Consider the following 22,765-nt stretch of genomic DNA (forward strand, 5'->3'; position numbering starts at 1 on the left):
GTTCTCCCATGAAACAAGGTATTCACCCTAAGTACGAAGCAGTAACCATGACTTGCTCTTGCGGTAACGTGATCAACACCCGTTCAACCATGGCTTCTGGTCTGAACCTGGACGTGTGCGGCAAATGCCACCCGTTCTACACTGGTAAGCAGCGTATTGCTGACACCGGTGGCCGTGTAGATCGCTTCAACAAGCGTTTCAGCGTGCCAGCAAGCAAGAAATAAGATTTTTGGCCGTCGAATCTTCGCGATTCGGCAGCAAGAAAAAACCCAGCCTCGGCTGGGTTTTTTTATTTCTGGCTTCAGTATTCCCAGCTATCGGGATCGATGCCCATTTCACGCATAATCTGTTTCGCTTCTTCCGGAATCTCATCGCTGCGTTCTTTACGCAAATCGACATCGTTCGGCAGAGGCTGCCCGGTGAAAGCATGCAAAAAGGCTTCACACAGCAGTTCGCTGTTGGTGGCGTGACGCAGGTTATTCACCTGACGGCGGGTGCGCTCATCCGTTAAAATCTTCAGCACTTTCAGCGGGATAGAAACTGTGATTTTCTTAACCTGCTCGCTCTTCTTGCCATGTTCAGCGTAAGGGCTGATATATTCGCCGTTCCATTCAGCCATGGGTTACCTTAATCAATAAAAGTTGAATATGGGGAAATCCGTTGATTATGCCCGATTTTTCGATGCCTGACCCCTTAAACCGCAGGTTTTATGCTTGAGCACCGCTTCTGCAAAGGAAAGCGCGCTGAACACCAGGCGATGACGGACAATTTTAGCGGTTATTGATGATTTGCTCAATCTATACGCAAAGACATTTAGATGTCCAGATGTATTGACGTCTATGTGCGGAATGTTATTCTGTTGCTCTTCTTTTTCTTCAGGAACAGTAAGCACCATGACGCGTAAACAGGCAACCATCGCAGTACGTAGCGGTTTGAATGATGACGAGCAATATGGCTGCGTTGTCCCACCGATTCATCTCTCCAGCACCTATAACTTCCTCGACTTCAATGAGCCGCGTGCGCATGACTATTCACGTCGTGGTAACCCAACGCGTGATGTGGTGCAGCGCGCGTTGGCAGAGCTGGAAGGTGGTGCAGGCGCGGTATTAACCAATACCGGCATGTCGGCGATTCATCTGGTGACAACCGTGTTCCTGAAGCCGGGCGATCTGCTGGTTGCGCCACACGACTGTTACGGCGGCAGCTATCGTCTGTTCGATAGCCTGAGCAAGCGCGGTGCGTATCGCGTGAAGTTTGTCGATCAAGGCGATAAAGCGGCACTGGATGCGGCATTAGCCGAAAAACCGAAACTGGTGCTGGTGGAAAGCCCAAGCAATCCATTGCTGCGTGTGGTCGATATCGCCAGCATTTGTGCCGCCGCGCGTGAAGCGGGCGCCATTAGCGTGGTGGACAACACCTTCCTCAGCCCGGCGTTACAAAACCCGCTGGCGCTGGGTGCCGATCTGGTTGTTCACTCCTGCACCAAATACCTGAATGGTCACTCTGATGTGGTGGCGGGCGCGGTGATTTCGAAAGATCCGGCGATGGCCACCGATCTGGCTTGGTGGGCGAATAATATTGGTGTAACCGGCGCCGCGTTTGATAGCTACCTGCTGCTGCGCGGTTTGCGCACGCTGTCACCGCGTATCGCCGCAGCACAACGTAATGCATTGGCGATTGTTGATTACCTGAAGCAACAACCGCTGGTGAAAAAACTGTATCATCCGTCTCTGCCGGAAAATGCCGGTCATGAGTTTGCGGTACGTCAGCAGCGTGGCTTTGGTGCCATGCTGAGTTTCGAAATCGATGCCGATGAGGCTCGCCTGCGCCGCTTCCTGAAAGCGCTGCAGCTGTTCACGCTGGCCGAATCGCTCGGTGGCGTAGAGAGTTTGATTTCGCATACCGCAACCATGACGCATGCCGGCATGTCTGCAGAAGCGCGCGCGGCAGCGGGAATTTCGGAAACACTGCTGCGTATTTCTGTTGGGATTGAAGATCACGAAGATTTAATCGCCGATCTGGATAATGCATTCCGGATCGCAGCCGAGGAGTAATCATGACGAGTTCAGTGGGCGCGGGAACGCCGATCAAGCAGTTGCATAAATTTGGTGGCAGTAGCCTGGCAGACGCACGTTGCTATCAGCGTGTGGCCAGCATCATGGCGGATTACAGCCAGCCAGGCGACTTAATGGTGGTCTCTGCCGCAGGCAGCACCACTAACCAGTTGATCAGCTGGCTGAAATTGAGCCAAAGCGATCGCTTATCTGCCCATCAGGTGCAACAGGCTTTAAGGCGTTTTCACAGCGAGTTAATTGCTGCGCTGCTGCCTGCTGAATATGCCGAAACCCTGACGTCTTCCTTTATACGCGATCTGGAAAGACTGGCGGCGCTGCTCGATGGCACCATCACCGATGCGGTGTATGCGGAAGTGGTGGGGCACGGTGAAATCTGGTCGGCACGCTTGATGGCTGCAGTGCTGAGCCAGCGCGAGATCGAAGCCGCCTGGCTGGATGCGCGTGACTTCCTGCGTGCTGAACGTGCCGCGCAGCCGCAGGTTGATGAAGGCAAATCCTGGCCGCTGTTGCAGGAGCTGTTAACACAGCATCCGCATAAGCGTTTGGTAGTGACCGGATTTATCAGCCGCAGTGAAGCGGGTGAAACCGTACTGCTCGGTCGTAACGGCTCGGATTACTCGGCTACGCAAATTGGTGCGCTGGCGGGCGTCGGTCGCGTGACCATCTGGAGCGATGTGGCGGGCGTTTACAGCGCCGATCCGCGTAAAGTCTCTGATGCGTGTCTGCTGCCGCTGCTGCGTCTTGATGAAGCCAGCGAGTTGGCGCGTCTGGCTGCGCCGGTGCTGCACACTCGTACCTTGCAGCCGGTTTCCAACAGCGACATCGATTTGCAGCTGCGTTGCAGCTATCAACCGGAGCAAGGCTCGACGCGTATTGAACGCGTGCTGGCCTCCGGCACCGGCGCGCGTATCGTCACCAGCCACGATGATGTGTGTCTGGTGGAGATTCAAATCCCCGACAATCACGATTTCAAAACGCAGCAGAAAGAGATCGATCTGCTGCTGAAGCGCGCGCAGCTGCGTCCGCTGGCGATCGGCGTGCATCCCGATCGTCGCCTGCTGCAGCTGTGTTACACCTCGGAAGTGGTGAACAGCGCCTTCAACCTGTTGCAGGATGCCGCACTGCCGGGCCATCTGCAGCTGCGCGACGGCTTAGCGCTGGTGGCGCTGGTGGGCGCAGGCGTGACGCGTAATCCGCTGCACAGCCACCGCTTCTGGCAGCAGATCAAAGATCAGCCGGTGGAGTTTGTCTGGCAATCCGAAGATCACATCAGCATCGTGGCGGTACTGCGCGTCGGCCCGACTCAGCACCTGATTCAGGGACTGCATCAGTCGCTGTTCCGCGCAGAAAAACGCATCGGTTTGATGCTATTCGGCAAAGGCAACATCGGTTCACGCTGGCTGGAGCTGTTTGCCCGCGAGCAGGAAACATTGTCGGCGCGTACGGGATTTGAGTATGTGCTGGCGGGCGTCGCAGACAGCAGCCGCAGTTTGCTGAGCTACGATGGTCTGGAAGCCAGCCGCGCGTTGGCATTCTTTGATGATGAAGCGGTCGAGCGTGATGAAGAGTCGCTGTTCCTGTGGATGCGTGCGCACCCGTTCGATGATTTAGTGGTGCTGGACGTCACCGCCAGCGAGCAGTTGGCGCAGCAGTATCACGATTTCGCCAGCCACGGCTTCCACGTTATCAGCGCCAACAAGGTTGCCGGTGCGTCGAGCGGACAGAGCTGGCGTCAGGTGCGCGATGCTTTCGCCAAAACCGGTCGTCACTGGCTGTATAACGCCACCGTCGGAGCCGGTTTGCCGGTCAATCACACGGTGCGCGATCTGCGCGAAAGCGGCGATAGCATTCTGGCGATCAGCGGCATTTTCTCCGGCACGCTCTCCTGGCTGTTCCTGCAATTTGACGGCACGGTGCCATTTAGCGAGCTGGTCGATCAGGCGTGGCAGCAAGGCCTGACCGAACCGGACCCGCGGGTTGATTTGTCCGGGCAGGACGTGATGCGCAAGCTGGTGATTCTGGCGCGTGAAGCGGGCTACGACATCGAGCCGGATCAGGTGCGTGTTGAATCGCTGGTGCCGGCGATTTGCGACGGTGAATCGATTGATCACTTCTTCGAAAACGCCGACGAGCTGAATGACCAGATGCTGCAGCGTCTGGAAGCGGCGCAAGAGATGGGCTTAGTGCTGCGTTACGTGGCGCGTTTCGATGCCAATGGCAAAGCGCGCGTCGGCGTGGAAGCGGTACGTCCCGAGCATCCGCTGGCCGCGTTGCTGCCGTGCGATAACGTGTTTGCCATCGAAAGCCGCTGGTATCGCGATAATCCGCTGGTGATTCGCGGACCGGGCGCAGGCCGGGATGTTACAGCGGGCGCGCTGCAATCCGATATCAACCGCCTCGCACAGCTGCTGTAATCTGCCTCACTCTGCAGACGGCATCGTCCGTCTGCAATCTTCACCTTCTCCCGCGCATCATGAAACGCTTTCACCTTGATTGAAGATTTGTCACGCCCGTACATTAATTTTCTGTTGACGCTGGCGCGCGAATCGTTCATTTTGTGCATCTGGACGTCTAAACGTATGGATGTTCGAAGGCCGCAAAATAATCGATATGTGATGACGAGGTAATTAGGATGAGTTTCTTTCACGCCAATCAACGCGAAGCGTTGAACCAAAGCCTGGCTGAGCTGAACGGGCAAATTAATGTCTCTTTCGAATTTTTCCCGCCACGCACCAGTGAAATGGAAGAAACTCTGTGGAGCTCAATCGATCGACTGAGCAGCCTGAAACCGAAATTCGTCTCCGTCACCTACGGTGCCAACTCGGGCGAGCGCGACCGTACGCACAGCATCATTAAAGGCATTAAAGATCGTACCGGTCTGGAAGCGGCACCGCATCTGACCTGTATCGATGCCACGCGTGATGAGCTGCGCGCTATCGCACGTGATTACTGGGATAGCGGCATTCGTCATATCGTGGCACTGCGCGGTGATTTGCCGCCGGGCAGCGGCAAGCCGGAAATGTACGGTTCGGATTTGGTTGAACTGCTGAAAGATGTCGGCGATTTCGATATCTCGGTGGCGGCCTATCCGGAAGTGCATCCTGAAGCGAAAAGTGCGCAGGCTGATTTGATCAACCTGAAACGTAAAATTGATGCCGGTGCCAATCGCGCCATCACCCAGTTCTTCTTCGATGTGGAAAGCTACCTGCGCTTCCGCGATCGCTGTGTCGCAACCGGTATCGATGTGGAAATCGTGCCGGGTATTTTGCCGGTATCTAACTTTAAACAGCTACAACGCTTCGCCACCATGACCAATGTGCGTGTGCCTGGCTGGATGAGTGCGATGTTTGAAGGTCTGGATAACGATCCGGAAACGCGCAAAATGGTGGGTGCCAGCGTTGCCATGGACATGGTGAAAATCCTGTCGCGAGAAGGGGTGAAGGATTTCCATTTCTATACGCTGAACCGTGCTGAGTTGAGTTACGCGATTTGTCACACGTTGGGCGTGCGTCCGGCGATTGGTGGTTAAGATTGGCGGTCGCCATGAATGGCGACCCTACAAAATCCAATAAAAAAAGGAGCCAGTTGGCTCCTTTTTCACATCATTTCACTCGGTTAACCGGTATTACGCATTCCCGCCGCGACACCCGCGATCGTCACCATCAGCGCTTGCTCAACGCGCGCATCTGGCTCATCACCGCGCTCTTCTTGCGCACGTGAACGATGCAGCAGTTCAGCCTGCAACACGTTCAGCGGATCGGTATAGACGTTACGCAGCGCGATAGATTCAGCAATCCACGGTTGGTCGGCCATCAAATGCGCATCGTTGGCGATGGTCAGCACCGCTTTGATATCCGCATCCAGTTGATCGCGCAGCTGCTTGCCGAGTGGCCACAGTGATTTATCCACCAGGCGCTGATCGTAATATTCCGCCAGCCACAGATCGGCTTTCGAGAACACCATCTCCAGCATGCCCAGACGTGTGGCGAAGAACGGCCACTCGCGGCACATGTTCTCCAGCTCATCCTGATGACCTTCATCCATCGCTTTCTGCAACGCGGCACCCGCGCCCAGCCAGGCTGGCAGCATCAGGCGGTTCTGCGTCCAGGCAAAGATCCACGGAATAGCACGCAGCGATTCCACACCGCCGGTTGGGCGACGTTTAGCCGGACGTGAACCCAGCGGCAATTTGCCCAGTTCCTGCTCTGGCGTGGCTGAACGGAAATAGGGCACGAAGTCCGGGTTTTCACGCACATAACCGCGATACATCGCACAGGAGTGCGCCGACAGACCATTCATGATCTCCTGCCATTCGCGCTTTGGTTCCGGCGGTGGCAGCAGGTTGGCTTCCAGAATCGCACCGGTATACAGCGACAGGCTGGCGATGGTGACTTCTGGCAAACCGTATTTGAAGCGAATCATCTCGCCCTGTTCGGTCACGCGCAGGCCACCTTTCAGGCTGCCCGGCGGTTGTGACAACAGCGCAGCATGGGCTGGCGCGCCGCCACGACCGATTGAGCCGCCGCGTCCGTGGAACAGCGTCAGCGTAATGCCCGCGCTCTCACAGGTTTTGATTAGCGCATCCTGCGCCTGATATTGCGCCCAGCTGGCGGCCATCACACCGGCATCTTTCGCCGAGTCGGAATAGCCAATCATCACCATCTGTTTGCCGTTGATAAAGCCGCGATACCAGTCGATGTTCAGCAACTGCGTCATCACATCGTTGGCGTTGTTCAGGTCATCAAGGGTTTCGAACAGTGGCGCAACTGGCATGGCGTAAGGAATGCCGGCTTCTTTCAGCAGCAGATGCACGGCCAGCACGTCCGACGGGGTTTTCGCCATGGAGATCACGTAGGAAGCAATCGAACCCTGCGGCGCTTCAGCCACCACTTTGCAGGTATCCAGCACTTCACGCGTCTCATCGCCCGGTTCCCACTGATGCGGCAGCAGCGGACGCTTAGAATTCAGTTCGCGGATCAGGAAGGCTTGTTTATCGGCTTCTGACCAGCTTTCGTAATCACCGAGGCCGAGATAGCGCGTCACTTCGGCAATCGCCTGGGTATGGCGGGTGCTCTCCTGACGGATATCGATACGTACCAGCGGCACGCCGAAACACTTCACGCGGCGCAGCGTGTCCAGCAGTTGGCCGTTGGCGATGATGCCCATGCCGCACTGTTGCAGAGATTGGTAGATAGCGAACAGCGGTTCCCATAGCTGATCGTTGGAGACCAGCAGATCGGCTGGACGCGGCAGGCGCTCGCCTTTCAGACGGCGGCCAAGATAGGCCTGCGTGGTCATCAGCTGGCTACGAATGCGCTTCAGCACCATACGGTACGGCTCGAGCGCTTCCGGATCGCCGCACAGCTCGCGCACTTCGTCGCTGCATTCGGACATCGACAGCTCAGAAACCAGCACGCCGATATCGCGCAGGAACAGGTCCGCGGCTTTCCAGCGGCTCAGCTGCATTGCGTGGCGGGTAATCGGTGCGGTGACGTTCGGGTTGCCGTCACGATCGCCGCCCATCCACGAGGTAAATTTGATCGGTACGAAATCGACCGGCAGCTTAATGCCAAAGGTCTCTTCAACTTGCTCGTTCAGCTCACGCAGGAAGGCGGGCACGCCTTGCCACAGGCTGTTTTCCACCACGGCAAAGCCCCATTTGGCTTCATCGATTGGCGTTGGACGGTATTTGCGGATTTCGTCGGTGTGCCACGCTTGCGCCACCAGCTGGCGCAGACGGCGCATCACCTGCGTGCGCTCGTAATCGGAAATGTCGCTGTGATCGAGTTGCTGCAAACAGCTGTTCACTTCGCCCAGCATATGGATCAGCGTGCGGCGGGTAATTTCGGTAGGGTGCGCAGTCAGCACCAGCTCCAGCGACAGCTCTTCAATCGACTGACGGATCGCCGCTTCGCTGATGTCGCCTTGCTGTTTCAGGCGCTCGAAAGTCTTTTTCAGCAGTTCAGGATGGTTCGCACCATCACCGCTACGGGAAATGGTTTGATACTGTTCAGCGACGTTGGTGAGATTAAGGAACTGGCTAAAGGCACGCGCCACCGGCAGCAGCTCGTCATTCGACAGATTTTGCAGCGTGGTCAGCAGTTCCTGACGATGGGTGTCATTTCCCGCACGGGATGACTTAGAGAGTTTACGGATGGTCTCCACCTGGTCGAGGATGTTCTCTCCTAGTGCATCCTTAATCGTATCCCCGAGCAGTTTGCCGAGCATACTGACATTACTTCGCATTGCGGAATATTGTTCGTTCATTGGACCCTGACACCCTCATCATCTTTTTAAATATCCCCACGGGAATTATTTACCCACGGGCATAACATCGTCTTTTATCTAGCCACGTATCTTCCTGCACGTCAATTGCCTTAAATCTACGTAAATGTGCTGCTAAATGGCGGAAATTCAAAGAATTTGCTTGCAGCGAAGCGAGATAAGTTATTCTTATTATCAAATCCCGAACAATGACGGGGCAATTTGCTGTTTTAACAGTGAAATGCCCCATCCGTTGTTCATCAATGACAAAAATGCTGCACGACTTGAGTGATAAGCGCATGAGTCGGCTTGATAAATGCGGTATCAATAAACTCATCAGGTTGGTGGGCTTGATTGATAGATCCGGGGCCTAAAACCAGCGTTGGACACAATTGCTGGATAAAAGGCGCTTCAGTGCAATAGTTCACCACTTCGGTTGGCACGCCCAGCAGCTTCTCCACCACTTGCACCAGCTCATGATCGGCCGGGCATTCGTAGCCTGGAATCGGCGGATGCAGTTCGCCCACGGTTAAACGTCCCGGCCAGCGCGCACTAACCGGTGCCAGCGCGTCATTCAGCAGACCATCTAAATCGCTCAGGGTTAAGCCCGGCAGCGGACGTATATCCATATGCAATTCACAGCAGGCGCAAATGCGGTTAGCGGCGTCGCCACCATGTATATGGCCGAAGTTCATGGTTGGATAAGGAATGGCAAACCCATCGTGGTTGTAACGCTCTTTCAGCGTGTTACGCAGCTGCATCAGTTGGGTAATGGATTCATGCATCAGCTCAATGGCGTTGACGCCGCGTGACGGATCGCTGGAGTGGCCCGATTGTCCCTGAATACGAATCACATTCGACAGATGACCTTTATGCGCGCGCACCGGCTTGAGTGAGGTTGGCTCGCCGATGATGGCGCAATCCGGACGAAGTTGCGTTGATTCAGAGAAATACTTCGCGCCCGCCATGGTGGTCTCTTCATCGGCGGTGGCGAGGATGTAGAGCGGCTTGCTGAGTTTGGTCACGTCAACGTCACGCAGCGCATCCAGAATAAAGGCGAAGAAGCCTTTCATATCGGCGGTGCCCAGGCCGTAAAGCTTGTTGTCGTGCTCGGTCAGCGTGAAGGGATCGCGCGTCCAGCGGCCATCATCGTAGGGAACGGTGTCGGTATGACCGGCCAGTAACAGGCCGCCTGCGCCCAATCCGCTGCGCGCCAGCATGTTGAATTTATGCCGCGTGCCAGGCACCGGCTGCACTTCTACACTGAAGCCAATATCGCGGAACCAGCCGGCCAGCAAATTGATTAAAGTTTCATTACTCTGATCCAGTGCGCTATCGGTTGCGCTGATTGATGGCGTGGCAATCAACTGGCGGTAGAGTTCGATAAAAGGTGGTAATTTTGTCTTCACTGTTGACGGTCCTTGGGTTAGGATGTATCAATATTCATGCATTAATAGTGAATAAAAATACAATAACGTCGCTTGCATGTGAAGCATCAAATCTTCTGCAAACGGCATTCTGGGCAACGGGGCAAGGCCGCGACCCGATACGTGACTGTAATAAGGTATACAGCCTGATGTTGAATACGCTGATCGTTGGTGCCAGTGGTTACGCTGGCGTAGAGCTTGCCACCTACCTGAATCGCCATCCGCATATGAACATAACCGCTTTGGCGGTTTCAGCGCAAAGCCCGGATGCTGGAAAGTTATTATCGGATTTGCATCCGCAACTCAAAGGCATTGTCGATTTGCCGCTGCAGCCGCTGAGCGATGCCGCTGAATGGGCCGACAAAGTGGATGTGGTGTTCCTCGCCACCGCCCATGAAGTCAGCCACGATCTGGCACCTGAATTCCTCAAAGCCGGTTGCGTGGTGTTCGATCTCTCCGGCGCATTCCGCGTAAACGACGACGCTTTCTATACCCAATATTACGGTTTCAGCCATCAGCATCAGGATTGGCTGGATAAGGCGGTTTACGGCCTGGCCGAATGGCAGCACGACAAAATCAAAGATGCGGAGCTGGTTGCGGTGCCGGGTTGCTACCCAACCGCAGCCCAGCTTTCGCTGAAACCGCTGATCGCAGCGGGCTTGCTTAACGATGCACAGTGGCCGGTGATCAATGCCACCAGCGGCGTGAGCGGCGCAGGGCGCAAAGCCAACGTTGGCACCAGCTTCTGTGAAGTGAGCTTGCAGCCGTACGGCCTGTTTAATCACCGTCATCATCCGGAAATCGTGGCACATCTCGGTACGCCGGTGATCTTCACGCCACATCTGGGCAGCTTCCCGCGCGGTATTCTGTCGACCACTACCTGCCGCCTGAAAGCGGGCGTGACGCAGCAGGATGTGGCGGATGCCTTCCATAATGCGTACCACGACAAACCGCTGGTGCGCGTCTATGACAAAGGCGTACCGGCGCTGAAAGCGGTGGTCGGTTTGCCGTTCTGCGACATTGGCTTCGCCATGCAAGGCGAGCACCTGATTGTGGTGGCTGCCGAAGATAACCTGCTGAAAGGCGCCTCATCGCAGGCGGTTCAGTGTTTGAACATTCGTTTCGGCTTCCCCGAAACGCTGTCTTTGATTTAACGAACGGATAACGCAATGAATCCATTGATCATTAAACTGGGTGGCGTGCTGCTGGATAGCGAAGAAGCGCTGGCCCGTCTGTTTGATGCCCTGCTGGCGTACCGCAATGAACATCAGCGTCCGCTGATCATTGTGCACGGCGGTGGTTGCGTGGTGGACGAGCTGATGAAGAAGCTCGCGCTGCCGGTGAAAAAGAAGAACGGTTTGCGCGTGACGCCAGCCGATCAGATTGACATTATTACCGGTGCGTTAGCCGGTACCGCCAACAAAACGCTGCTGGCGTGGGCGAAGAAATATGGCATCGGCGCAGTCGGTTTGTGCCTCGGCGACGCCGGTTTGGTTAATGTGGCGCAGTTCGATGAAGAGCTGGGACACGTTGGCAACGCAACGCCGGGCAACCCGGCGCTGGTGAACACGCTGCTGGCGGCGGGCTACATGCCGGTAATCAGCTCAATTGGCATCACCGACGGCGGCGAGTTGATGAACGTCAACGCTGACCAGGCGGCCACTGCGCTGGCGGCGACCATTGGTGCCGATTTAGTGCTGTTGTCTGACGTTAGCGGCATTCTCGATGGCAAAGGTCAGCGCATCGAAGAGATGACCGCCGCGAAAGCGGAACAGCTGATTGCGCAGGGCATCATCACCGATGGCATGATCGTGAAAGTGAACGCGGCGCTCGATGCCGCTCGCACGCTCGGTCGCCCGGTCGATATCGCCAGCTGGCGTCATGCTGAACAACTGCCAACCCTTTTCAACGGCGTGTCGATTGGCACCCGGATTCTCGCATAATCAAGGATTAAGACATGAGCACGCAAAACATCAAAAAAATCGTTCTGGCCTACTCAGGCGGTCTGGATACTTCAGCCATCATTCCATGGTTGAAAGAGAACTACGGCGGCTGTGAAGTGGTGGCGTTCGTGGCGAACATTGGCCAGGATCCGGCAGATTTAGAAGGCGTTGAGAAGAAAGCGCTGCAGTCAGGTGCGTCTGAGTGCCACGTGGCCGATCTGCGTGAAGAGTTCATCAGCGAATACGTTTATCCGGTGCTGCAAACTGGCGCACTGTACGAAGGTACTTACCTGCTGGGTACCTCGATGGCGCGTCCGATTATCGCCAAAGCGCAGGTTGAGCTGGCACTGAAAGTCGGTGCAGATGCGCTGTGCCACGGCGCAACCGGTAAAGGTAACGATCAGGTGCGCTTCGAAACCACCTACACCGCGCTGGCACCACAGCTGAAAGTGGTTGCGCCATGGCGTGAATGGGACCTGCGTTCACGTGAGGCGCTGCTGGATTACCTGAAAGAGCGCAATATCCCGACCACCGCGTCGCTGGAAAAAATCTACAGCCGTGATGAGAACGCATGGCACATCTCTACCGAAGGTGGCGTGCTGGAAAGCCCAGCCAATGCTCCGAACAAAGATTGCTGGGTATGGACCGTTGATCCGCTGGAAGCGCCAGATCAGCCAGAAAACGTCACCGTTACCGTCGAGAAAGGTCGCGTTGTCGCAGTGAACGGCGAGAAGCTGAGCCCGTTCCAGTGCCTGGAAAAACTCAACGTGCTGGGTGCGAAACACGGCGTGGGTCGTATCGATATCGTGGAAAACCGTCTGGTAGGCATCAAGTCTCGCGGCTGCTACGAAACCCCGGGCGGCACCATCATGGTGAATGCGCTGCGTGCGGTTGAACAGCTGGTGCTGGATCGCGATAGCTTCAAATGGCGTGAGCAGCTGGGCCATGAAATGTCTTACGTGGTTTACGATGGCCGCTGGTTCGCGCCGCTGCGTAAATCCATCCAGGCCGCTGCTGAATCTCTGGCAGAAGAGGTGAACGGCGAAGTGGTGCTACAGCTGTACAAAGGCCAGGCTACGGCGATTCAGAAAACCTCTGCTAACAGCCTGTATTCAGAAGAGTTCGCTACCTTTGGCGAAGACGAAGTTTACGATCACCGTCACGCGGGCGGCTTTATCCGCTTGTTCTCACTCTCTTCACGCATTCGCGCGCTGAACGAGCAGAAGAAGTAATACCGCGGCAATCGACATAATTTGCAAGGGCGGCTTCGGGCCGCCTTTTCTATAACGGATTCAGGAGTAATTCAGATGGCACTTTGGGGCGGACGTTTTTCGCAGGCAGCAGACCAACGGTTCAAACAGTTCAACGACTCACTGCGTTTTGACTATCGCCTGGCCGAGCAGGACATTACCGGCTCAATTGCCTGGTCAAAAGCGCTGGTAACGGTCAACGTGCTGACCAATGAAGAGCAGCAACAGCTGGAAAGCGCGTTGAATGAACTGCTGGCCGAGGTACGCGCCAATCCTGAGCAGATTCTGCAAAGCGATGCGGAAGATATTCACAGCTGGGTGGAAGGCAAGCTGATCGATAAAGTCGGCGCGCTGGGCAAGAAATTGCACACTGGCCGTAGCCGTAACGATCAGGTCGCGACCGATCTGAAACTGTGGTGCAAAGAGCAGGTTGCCGTGCTGCTGGAGGCGACGCGCGAACTGCAATCAGCGCTGGTCGCCACGGCAGAAGCCAATCAGGACGCGGTGATGCCAGGTTATACGCACCTGCAGCGTGCGCAGCCGGTGACTTTCGCGCATTGGTGCCTGGCGTACGTTGAAATGCTGGCGCGTGACGAGAGCCGTTTGCAGGATGCACTGAAGCGTATGGATGTCAGTCCGCTGGGTTGCGGCGCGCTGGCCGGTACCGCTTACGAGATCGATCGTCAGCAGCTGGCCGGCTGGTTAGGTTTTGCTTCTGCCACGCGTAACAGCCTCGATACCGTTTCCGATCGCGATCACGTGCTGGAGCTGCTGTCCGACGCCTCGATTGGTATGGTGCATCTGTCACGCTTTGCCGAAGACCTGATCTTCTTCAACACCGGTGAAGCGGGCTTCCTTGAGCTCTCTGATAAAGTCACTTCCGGCTCTTCGCTGATGCCGCAGAAGAAAAACCCGGATGCGCTGGAACTGATCCGTGGCAAATGTGGCCGTGTGCAGGGCGCATTGACCGGCATGATGATGACGCTGAAAGGTCTGCCGCTGGCGTACAACAAAGATATGCAGGAAGACAAAGAAGGGCTGTTCGATGCGCTTGATACCTGGCTCGACTGCCTGCATATGTCGGTGCTGGTGCTGGATGGCATTCAGGTAAAACGTCCGCGTTGCCAGGAAGCCGCTGAGCAGGGCTACGCCAACTCTACCGAGCTGGCCGATTATCTGGTGGCAAAAGGCGTTCCGTTCCGCGAAGCGCACCACATTGTCGGTGAAACCGTGGTGGAAGCGATCAAGCAAGGCGTGGCGCTGGAAGCGCTGACTTTGGCGCAGTTGCAGCAGTTCAGCGCGGTGATTGAGGATGACGTGTATCCGATTCTGTCGCTGCAATCCTGTCTCGATAAGCGTAATGCGCAGGGTGGCGTGTCGCCTCAGCAGGTCGCCTTCGCCATCGGCGAAGCGCAGAAGCGTTTAGGTTAATCTCTTCGTAGAGTCGCCATTCATGGCGACCAATAAATCCAACGCAAAAAAAAGCGGGCACCTCTTCGGTAGCCCGCCAACCTCTAGCTTCGGAATTACATTTTGTTATAGGCACATCATCAAGGGCAGGCCACTCCCGGCCAGCACAGTGATTTGTTTTAAGCAGTTTGCAGGTTCTGCTCCAGATCATTTGATGCGCGCATTATTCCCGCTCACGCCTTGATAGGGCCAATCGTTCATTGCTATTCTATCTATCGCCACGGGCTATCGTGGTTTGGAGGATTTCAATGAATATTCGTGATCTCGAATACCTGGTTTCACTTGCGGAGCATCGCCATTTCCGGCGTGCAGCTGACGCATGTCATGTCAGCCAACCCACCTTAAGTGGACAGATTCGTAAGCTGGAAGATGAACTTGGTGTGATGCTGCTGGAGCGTACCAGCCGTAAGGTGTTGTTTACTCAGGCTGGACTGTTGCTGGTGGATCAAGCGCGAACCGTGCTGCGCGAAGTGAAAGTGCTGAAGGAGATGGCGAGCCAACAAGGCGAAGCGATGTCTGGACCGCTGCACATTGGTTTGATTCCAACCACCGGGCCGTATCTGCTGCCGCACATCATTCCGATGCTGCATAAAACCTTCCCCAAACTCGAAATGTACCTGCATGAAGCGCAGACGCAGCAACTGCTGGCACAGCTCGACAGCGGCAAGCTGGACTGCGCCATCGTGGCGTTGGTGAAAGAGAGTGAAGCCTTTATTGAGGTGCCGCTGTTTGATGAGCCAATGACGCTGGCGGTGTATGCCGATCATCCGTGGCGCGATCGCGATCGTGTGCCGATGTCGGATCTGGCCGGTGAGAAATTGCTGATGCTGGAAGATGGGCACTGCCTGCGCGATCAGGCGATGGGCTTCTGCTTCGAAGCCGGTGCCGATGAAGACACGCATTTCCGCGCTACCAGTTTAGAAACGCTGCGTAACATGGTTGCCGCCGGTAGCGGCATTACCTTGCTGCCTGCGCTGTCCGTGCCGAATGAGCGCGAACGTGATGGCGTCTGCTATTTGCCGTGCTACAAGCCTGTTCCACAGCGCACCATTGCGTTGGTCTATCGTCCAGGATCGCCTCTGCGCAGCCGCTATGAGCAGTTGGCAGAAGCAATCAAAACCCACATGAAGGGTTATCTGGATACTTCGTTAAAACAGGCGGTTTAAGCCGTTTAACGCTGCCACACGATAGGCTTCGGCCATGGTGGGATAGTTGAAGGTGGTATTCACGAAGTACTCAATCGTGTTGCCGCCGTTCTTCTGTTCCATGATGGCCTGGCCGATGTGAATGATCTCCGCAGCACGCTCGCCAAAGCAGTGAATCCCTAAAATCTCTTTGGTTTCGCGGTGGAACAGAATTTTCAGGCTGCCGACGTGCATACCAACAATCTGCGCACGCGCCAGATGTTTGAACTGCGCACGACCCACTTCATACGGCACTTTCATCGCTGTCAGTTGCTGTTCGGTTTTACCTACTGAGCTGATCTCCGGAATGGTGTAAATCCCGGTTGGAATATCCTCGATCAGATGCGCGGTGGCTTCACCTTTGATGATTGCCTGCGCGGCGATGCGGCCCTGATCGTAGGCTGCAGAAGCCAGGCTTGGATAACCAATCACGTCACCGACCGCGTAAATATGCGGCAGCGCGGTTTGGTACATGCTGTTCACTTTCAGCAGGCCACGGCCATCCGCTTCCAGTCCCACGTTCTCCAGCGCCAGCGAATCGGTGTTACCGGTTCGACCGTTTGCGTACAACAGGCAATCGGCTTTCACTTTTTTGCCCGATTTAAGGTGAATAATCACCCCGTCATCGACGCCTTCAATCTTCTCGAACTCTTCGTTGTGACGAATCACCACGCCGCTGTTCCAGAAGTGATAGGAGAGGGAATCTGACATCTCCTGATCGAGGAACGCCAGCAGGCGGTCGCGGGTGTTAATCAGGTCAACCTTGACGTTCAGGCCGCGAAAAATCGAGGCATATTCACAGCCAATCACGCCGGCGCCGTAAATGATCACGTGGCCAGGTTCATGGTGCAGGTTGAGGATGGAGTCGGAATCGTAAACGCGTGGATGGGTAAAATCGACATCCGCTGGATGATACGGACGAGAACCGCAGGCAATAACGAATTTCTCGGCGGTTAAGCGCTCGCGGGTGCCGTCGGGTTGTTCCACTTCGATGGTGTTGGCATCAACAAATCGGGCATCGCCCTGATAAAGTTCACAGCGGTTGCGCTCGTAAAAGCCCTGACGCATCGCGGTTTGCTGACTGATCACGTTCTCGGTGTGGTTGAGAATGTCGGCGAATGAGGAGCGCAGGAGTCGAGTGTGATCGCTGTAAAGTGGGTTTTGATTGAACTCGATGATACGGCTGACAGCGTGACGCAAGGCTTTGGAAGGGATGGTTCCCCAGTGAGTACAACCGCCGCCGATGTTGTGGTAGCGTTCGATCACTGCAATACGCGCTCCCTGCTTCACCAGCCCCATCGCCGCACCTTCGCCGCCCGGACCGGAGCCAATCACAATGGCATCGTAATCGTAAGACTTTTGCATACCAGTACGTCCTATTTTTTTATCACATTTTTACAACGAGATTCTAACATCTCGCCGCGCACATCTGAATTCTAACAGCGTAAATTGCTGAAGTTTGACAAAGCGTGAGGTTCACAGGCGTTCACAAAGTTTGCACCGCTGTACGCTGAAAAGTTTGTTATAGTGCCTGCCAAATCACCTAAAAGGCCGGGAAAATGGGCGTCAGAGCGCTACAAAAAGAACGTACACGACGTTCACTGATTGAAGCTGCCTTCAGTCAGTTAAGTGCAGAAAGGAGTTTTGCCAGCCTGAGTTTGCGCGAAGTTGCACGCGAAGCGGGGATTGCGCCGACCTCATTTTATCGTCACTTTCGCGATGTCGACGAGCTGGGCTTGACCATGGTGGACGAAAGCGGCTTGATGCTGCGCCAGTTAATGCGTCAGGCGCGCCAGCGTATTGCCAAGGGCGGCAGCATCATCAAAACCTCGGTGGCAACTTTTATGGAGTTCATCGGGAACAATCCCAACGCTTTTCGGCTCTTACTACGCGAGCGCTCCGGAACCTCGGCAGCATTTCGTGCCGCCGTTGCCCGGGAGATTCAGCACTTCATCGCCGAACTGGCCGATTACCTTGAGCTGGAAAATCGCATGCCGCGCAGCTTCACCGAAGCGCAGGCCGAAGCGATGGTAACGATTGTGTTTAGCGCGGGTGCCGAAGCGCTGGATGTTGATATTGAGCAGCGCCGCAAGCTGGAGGATCGATTAGTGCTGCAGTTGCGCATGATCGCCAAAGGCGCTTATTACTGGTATCGCCGGGAGCAAGAGCGGCTGGCGGTTACCCTGGAAAAACCCGAAGAGTAATGTGATAAGGATAATGAAATGATTGAGCAAAACCCACGCGATAAAGGAACGCTTTTATTGGCTTTTATCACCGGTTTAGCGATCAACGGCTCCTTTTCGGTGCTGTTCAGCACGTTTGTTCCCTTTTCGATATTCCCGCTGATTGCGCTTGGCCTCGCGGCCTGGTGTCTGCATCAGCGTTATCTCAACCGCAATATGCCAGACGGCATGCCTTCACTGGCGGCGGCGTTCTTCCTGCTGGGTATTTTGGTTTATAGCGCGCTGGTGCGGGCCGAATATCCGGATATCGGTTCCAACTTCATCCCAACCATTCTGATGGTGGCACTGGTGTTCTGGATTGGTATGCGTTTCCGCCGTAAAAACCGTAACTAAGACTTCGACTGCTGTTCGGTGCGCATGAATGCGCACCCTACAAAACCTGCACCTGTCGCACGAAATGTATCGTAGGGTCGCCATTCATGGCGACCGATTCATCAGGCCTTGCGCGTCAGCAGCACGCCGCATTCCATATGATGGGTATACGGGAACTGATCGAACAGCGCCAGACGCGTGACATCATGCGTTTCTCCCAGCACCGCAAGGTTGTCGCACAGCGTTTGCGGGTTGCAGGAGATATAAAGGATGCGCGAATACGCCTGCACCATCTTCACGGTTTCCTCATCCAGCCCGCTGCGCGGCGGATCGACAAAAATGGTTTCGCACTGATAGCTCTTCAGGTCGATGCCTTCTAAACGATTGAAGCTGCGCACACCCGTCATCGCCTGGGTAAACTCTTCAGCGGCCATACGAATAATCTGCACGTTATCAATCTGGTTGGCGGCAATGTTGTATTGCGCTGACGCGACCGACGGCTTGGCAATCTCGGTGGCCAGCACGCGGCGGAAGTTACGCGCCAGCGCCAGCGAGAAGTTGCCGTTACCGCAATAGAGTTCCAGCAGATCGCCACGCGAATCCTGCGTCACGTCCAGCGCCCACTCCAGCATCTGAATATTCATCGCCGCGTTTGGCTGGGTGAAGCTGTTCTCCACCTGACGATAAATCATCTCTTTTCCGGCGACCGGCAGGCGCTCATCAACGTAATCGCGATCGAGGCAGATTTTGGTTTTGGTGGCGCGACCAATCAGCTGCACGTCAAAGCCTTCGGCACGCAGGCTTTCGCGCAGGGCGCTGGCGGCGGCGGTCCACTCCTCTTCCAGCTTACGGTGATAGAGCAGCGAGATGACGATCTGGTTGCTCATCGTCGACAGGTAATCGATCTGGAACAGCTTAAAACGCAGCGCGCGGTTGTCGCGGATCGCCGCGATCAGTTTTGGCATCAGCTGGTTGATCAATTCACTGGCCGCCGGGAATTGATCGACGCGGATTCGTTGCTTGGTCTGTTGATCAAAGATGATGTGGTAGAGATCGTCTCCGTCGTGCCAGATGCGGAATTCGGCACGCATCCGATAGTGGCTGACCGGCGAACGGAACACCTCCACGTCGGGCGCAGCAAAGGGCACCATCATCGCCTGTAAGCGGCTGACTTTTTCCGCCAGTTGCGCGTCGTATTGTTCAATCGGGAGCTGTTCGGGTGTCATCTTTAATCCTGGTAATAAGCTGGCTTGCCGGGCGATTGTAGGCATTCAACTGCTGATGTCCAGCCTTGCGGAAAACAAGATGGCTGGAAGTCTGGATTTCCGGCCTTCCTGGCCGTAGACTGCGCCTGCCGGCCTCCTTGAGTTAAAAGGGAATCCAGTGTGAATCTGGAGCTGACGCGCAGCGGTAAAGAATGTCGTGGTGATGGCACTTACAAACACTGTCCAGCCGGATGGGAAGTTTTTCACCATTTATGATTCTCAGCCCGAAGACCTGCCGGTGTGACGTCGCAATACATACGACCATCGCGAGCTATTGGTTGTAGTCGTGCGGCATCCTGCTTCGTCTTTTGGATGCTATAACAATGAAAAAAACACATGCTTCGCTGTTTGCCTTTAGTGCAACGGCGTTGTCTCTCTGGGCGCAATTTGGCTACGCGCAGCAGAATGATGATACGCAAATCGTTACCGCTAACCGCTTCGCACAGCCGGTCTCGTCGGTGCTGGCTTCGACTTCTGTTGTTACCCGCGACGAGATCGATCAGTGGCAATCTAAGAACCTGCTGGAAGTGTTGCGTCGCTTGCCGGGCGTGGATATCGCGCAAAGCGGCGGCATTGGGCAAAGCGCTTCTATGTATGTGCGAGGTTCGGAAGCGCGTCATACGCTGATTCTGGTTGATGGCGTGCCGTTCTCTAAACCGGGTATCACCGGCGTTGCTGACTTTAACCAAATCCCTGTTTCTATTATCCAGCGCGTTGAGTTTATTCGCGGCCCGCGCTCTGCCGTTTACGGCGCTGATGCGATTGGCGGCGTGGTGAATGTCATTACGCAAAACCCGAATAATCAAAACTCGCTGACGGCTGGCTTTGGTTCGAAGGGGTATCAGGAATACAGCGGCGGCATCAATCAAAATGTCACGGACCAGACGCGCGTAACGGTGGCGGGTTCTTATCAGGCCACCAATGGCTACAACGTTCAGCCGGGCTCAACATCGCCAACCGATCGCGACCGTGATGGCTGGCGCAATAAGGCGTTCTGGGCCGGAGTTGATCACAAGTTTAATGATGCGTTCTCTGGCTTCTTCCGTGGTTACGGTTACGCCGCTAACTCAGATTACGATGCGGGTTACGTCGGTGGTCAGGATGAGCAACAGATCTACAATCACTCGTTCGATACCGGTCTGCGCTTTAATAAAGAGGATTACTCCTCGCAGCTGACCGCCAGCTATCAAAAGTACAAAATCTACAACTACGTTGGATCTGACGGCCGCTATGCGGATTCCAATAGTCTGGATGACATGGAGCAGCGCAACCTGCAATGGGGTAACACCTTTGCGGTGGGACATGGCATGGTCAGCGCGGGCCTGGATTGGCAGCAGCAGAAACTGAGCTCGGTTGGACAACTCTATTCTGGCGCACCGCGTGATGAAGATGGCTACAAGCAAGACAACACAGGTGCTTACCTGACGGCTCAGCAGCAGTTTGGCAATGTCACCCTCGAAGGTTCGGCGCGTGGCGATGATAATGAAGACTTTGGCCGTCATGGCACCTGGCAAACGGCTGCGGGTTGGGAGTTTGTACCGGGCTACAAAGCTTCACTCTCTTACGGTACGGGTTTCCAGGCGCCGACATTAGGTCAGCTTTATGGCCTGAAGCGTTTTGGTATCAGCTCTAATCCCGATCTCAATCCTGAGAAATCAAAACAGTGGGAAGCCGCGCTGGAAGGTTTAACCGGTCCGGTTAATTGGCGTGTTGCGGCGTATCACAATAAAGTCAGCAATCTCATTACCTACGCTTCTGATCCGGTGACTTTTGAGGGCGGCTATTACAATGAAAAAGCCGTTACCCTGAAAGGTATTGAAGCCACCGCTGATTTTGATACCAGCTTCCTTCATCACCAGATCACCTTGGGTTATCTGGATGCTCGTCGTGATTCAGATGGTGAAACGCTGGCGCGTCGCGCGCGTGAGCAGGCCAAATATCAGCTTGGTATGACGGTGTATGACTTTGATATCGATGTCATCTACCAATACTTTGGTAAGCGCTACGATAACAACACCAGCGAATATGCCAGCGAGCAACGTCGTTTACCGAGTTACAGCACGGTAGATCTCGCTGTCTCGTATCCGGTCACATCACAGCTCACCGTTCGTGGTAGAATTGCCAACCTGTTCGATAAAGATTATGAGACAGCGTATGGCTATCCAACTCCAGGAACGGAGTATTACCTCAGCGCCAGCTACAGCTTCTGATCTGCGTCCCACCGTGCTGGTGTTTGACTCCGGCGTGGGTGGGCTGTCTGTTTATGATGAGGTCCGGCATCTACTGCCGGATCTTCACTATCTCTACGCCTTCGATAATGAAGGTTTCCCGTACGGCGAAAAATCCGAAGACTTTATTGTCGAGCGTGTAGTGGCGGTGGTGACGGCTATCACTCAGCGTTTCCCGCTTGCGCTGGTGATCATCGCCTGTAACTCGGCCAGTACCATCTCTTTGCCGGCTCTGCGTGAGCGCTTTGAATTCCCGGTTGTGGGTGTGGTGCCTGCGATTAAACCTGCTGCGCGTCTGACGCGTAACGGCGTGGTGGGATTGCTGGCCACCCGTGGCACGGTGAAACGTCCTTATACGCATGAGTTGGTGGCGCAATTTGCCCGAGACTGCAAAATCGAAATGCTCGGTTCTGCTGAGCTGGTGGAACTGGCGGAAGCCAAGCTGCATGGCGAAGATGTTGAGCTGGCCGATGTGCGCCGCGCCGTGCAACCTTGGCTACGTATGAAAGAACCGCCCGATACCGTGGTTCTCGGCTGTACGCATTTCCCTTTATTACGTGATGAGCTGCAATTGGTACTGCCGGAAGGGACAAGGTTGGTGGATTCGGGCGCTGCTATCGCGCGTCGTACCGTTTGGTTATTAGAGCATGAAGCACCGCAGGCGGTTTCGTCCGGGCAGAATTTAGCGTTCTGTACGCGTATGGATGATGAAGTAACGAAATTGTCACCGATTTTGCAGCGTTATGGCTTCCCGTTGCTGGAAAAATTAGCAGTTTAGTGGCGTTTCGACGAAAAAATCAGCACTCGGAAATTAATTTGAAATTAGCACTTGTCAGTCCCGAAGAAATCCCTATACTGCGCCTCCACTGACACGGAACAACGGCTTACGAAGCGATGTGTTCAGGAGGTGGCCTTCACGGCAACCTTCAGAAAAGCAAAAATAAATGCTTGACTGAGAATGCGGAAAGCGTAATATACGCATCCCGCGCCGCTAGAGAAATCGCGGCATGCTCTTTAACAATTTATCAGACAATCTGTGTGGGCACTCGCAGGATTGATATCAGCGTCTCCGGACGTAAAAAATATCAAAGCCTCACGAGTGAA

The 22,765-nt window shown here is 55.1% G+C and carries 18 protein-coding genes and 1 riboswitch; of the genes, 13 read left to right on the plus strand and 5 right to left on the minus strand.

Annotation, left to right across the window (positions count from 1 at the left end; all coding sequences use genetic code 11):
* Positions 1-8 precede the first annotated feature (8 nt).
* Complete coding sequence (rpmE, locus tag FHW71_RS23105; protein ID WP_007885402.1) at positions 9-224, plus strand: 50S ribosomal protein L31; 216 nt, start codon at positions 9-11, stop codon at positions 222-224.
* A gap of 77 nt (positions 225-301) precedes the next feature.
* Here the strand turns inward: rpmE and metJ are convergent, their stop codons facing one another.
* On the minus strand, positions 302-619 hold the full coding sequence (metJ, locus tag FHW71_RS23110) for a met regulon transcriptional regulator MetJ (RefSeq protein WP_007885403.1): 318 nt from the start codon (positions 617-619) through the stop codon (positions 302-304).
* A 274-nt stretch (positions 620-893) separates the two neighbouring features.
* Between metJ and metB the strand changes: the two genes are divergently transcribed.
* The 3 genes from metB to metF all read left to right on the plus strand — a co-directional run bounded on the left by metB (position 894) and on the right by metF (position 5,604).
* Positions 894-2,054 carry a cystathionine gamma-synthase gene (gene metB, locus FHW71_RS23115; protein ID WP_179453190.1) on the plus strand — a complete coding sequence of 387 codons (1,161 nt, stop codon included), beginning with the start codon at positions 894-896 and terminating at the stop codon, positions 2,052-2,054.
* Positions 2,055-2,056: 2 nt separating this feature from the next.
* Positions 2,057-4,489 carry a bifunctional aspartate kinase/homoserine dehydrogenase II gene (locus tag FHW71_RS23120; RefSeq protein ID WP_008109663.1) on the plus strand — a complete coding sequence of 811 codons (2,433 nt, stop codon included), beginning with the start codon at positions 2,057-2,059 and terminating at the stop codon, positions 4,487-4,489.
* A 218-nt stretch (positions 4,490-4,707) separates the two neighbouring features.
* Complete coding sequence (gene metF, locus FHW71_RS23125; RefSeq protein WP_061720285.1) at positions 4,708-5,604, plus strand: methylenetetrahydrofolate reductase; 897 nt, start codon at positions 4,708-4,710, stop codon at positions 5,602-5,604.
* 86 nt (positions 5,605-5,690) lie between these two features.
* Here the strand turns inward: metF and ppc are convergent, their stop codons facing one another.
* Together ppc and argE are read right to left on the minus strand one after the other, a co-directional pair.
* Positions 5,691-8,342 (minus strand): phosphoenolpyruvate carboxylase, encoded by a 2,652-nt coding sequence (ppc, locus tag FHW71_RS23130; protein ID WP_008109660.1) that lies wholly within the window; start codon positions 8,340-8,342, stop codon positions 5,691-5,693.
* A gap of 257 nt (positions 8,343-8,599) precedes the next feature.
* Positions 8,600-9,748: an acetylornithine deacetylase gene (gene argE, locus FHW71_RS23135; protein ID WP_007885409.1), complete on the minus strand. Its 1,149-nt coding sequence runs from the start codon at positions 9,746-9,748 to the stop codon at positions 8,600-8,602.
* 167 nt (positions 9,749-9,915) lie between these two features.
* On the opposite strand from argE, the gene argC reads away from it, so the two are divergent.
* From argC to oxyR, 5 genes are all read left to right on the plus strand, one after another.
* Positions 9,916-10,920 carry an N-acetyl-gamma-glutamyl-phosphate reductase gene (gene argC / locus FHW71_RS23140; protein ID WP_110868176.1) on the plus strand — a complete coding sequence of 335 codons (1,005 nt, stop codon included), beginning with the start codon at positions 9,916-9,918 and terminating at the stop codon, positions 10,918-10,920.
* 15 nt (positions 10,921-10,935) lie between these two features.
* Positions 10,936-11,709, plus strand: coding sequence for an acetylglutamate kinase (argB, locus tag FHW71_RS23145; RefSeq protein WP_007885411.1), 774 nt, complete (start codon positions 10,936-10,938; stop codon positions 11,707-11,709).
* 14 nt (positions 11,710-11,723) lie between these two features.
* Entirely contained in the window at positions 11,724-12,941 is a 1,218-nt protein-coding gene (locus FHW71_RS23150; protein ID WP_179453191.1) for an argininosuccinate synthase, read from the plus strand.
* A 75-nt stretch (positions 12,942-13,016) separates the two neighbouring features.
* Complete coding sequence (gene argH / locus FHW71_RS23155) at positions 13,017-14,390, plus strand: argininosuccinate lyase (protein WP_179453192.1); 1,374 nt, start codon at positions 13,017-13,019, stop codon at positions 14,388-14,390.
* A 287-nt stretch (positions 14,391-14,677) separates the two neighbouring features.
* Complete coding sequence (gene oxyR / locus FHW71_RS23160; protein WP_008109652.1) at positions 14,678-15,595, plus strand: DNA-binding transcriptional regulator OxyR; 918 nt, start codon at positions 14,678-14,680, stop codon at positions 15,593-15,595.
* On the opposite strand, the gene sthA is transcribed toward oxyR, so the two are convergent.
* Positions 15,578-16,978, minus strand: a complete 1,401-nt coding sequence (sthA, locus tag FHW71_RS23165; RefSeq protein WP_008109650.1) for a Si-specific NAD(P)(+) transhydrogenase — start codon at positions 16,976-16,978, stop codon at positions 15,578-15,580. The two genes, oxyR and sthA, sit on opposite strands and share 18 nt — an antisense overlap.
* 194 nt (positions 16,979-17,172) lie before the next feature.
* Between sthA and fabR the strand changes: the two genes are divergently transcribed.
* Positions 17,173-17,817 carry an HTH-type transcriptional repressor FabR gene (gene fabR / locus FHW71_RS23170; protein ID WP_008109648.1) on the plus strand — a complete coding sequence of 215 codons (645 nt, stop codon included), beginning with the start codon at positions 17,173-17,175 and terminating at the stop codon, positions 17,815-17,817.
* 18 nt (positions 17,818-17,835) lie between these two features.
* Positions 17,836-18,189 (plus strand): YijD family membrane protein, encoded by a 354-nt coding sequence (locus FHW71_RS23175; RefSeq protein WP_008109647.1) that lies wholly within the window; start codon positions 17,836-17,838, stop codon positions 18,187-18,189.
* A 101-nt stretch (positions 18,190-18,290) separates the two neighbouring features.
* Here the strand turns inward: FHW71_RS23175 and trmA are convergent, their stop codons facing one another.
* Entirely contained in the window at positions 18,291-19,394 is a 1,104-nt protein-coding gene (gene trmA, locus FHW71_RS23180) for a tRNA (uridine(54)-C5)-methyltransferase TrmA (protein WP_179453193.1), read from the minus strand.
* 112 nt (positions 19,395-19,506) lie between these two features.
* A riboswitch (cobalamin riboswitch) is annotated at positions 19,507-19,688 on the plus strand.
* Positions 19,689-19,756: 68 nt separating this feature from the next.
* Here trmA and btuB point away from each other — a divergent pair.
* On the plus strand, positions 19,757-21,643 hold the full coding sequence (btuB, locus tag FHW71_RS23185) for a TonB-dependent vitamin B12 receptor BtuB (protein ID WP_154194976.1): 1,887 nt from the start codon (positions 19,757-19,759) through the stop codon (positions 21,641-21,643).
* A complete protein-coding gene (gene murI, locus FHW71_RS23190) occupies positions 21,588-22,439 on the plus strand; it encodes a glutamate racemase (RefSeq protein WP_008109644.1) in 852 nt (283 codons plus the stop codon). Before btuB ends, murI begins: the two co-directional genes overlap by 56 nt.
* Positions 22,440-22,765: the final 326 nt, after the last annotated feature.

The sequence above is a fragment of the Enterobacter sp. Sphag1F genome (assembly GCF_014193275.1).
Classification (GTDB): Bacteria; Pseudomonadota; Gammaproteobacteria; order Enterobacterales; family Enterobacteriaceae; genus Pantoea; species Pantoea symbiotica.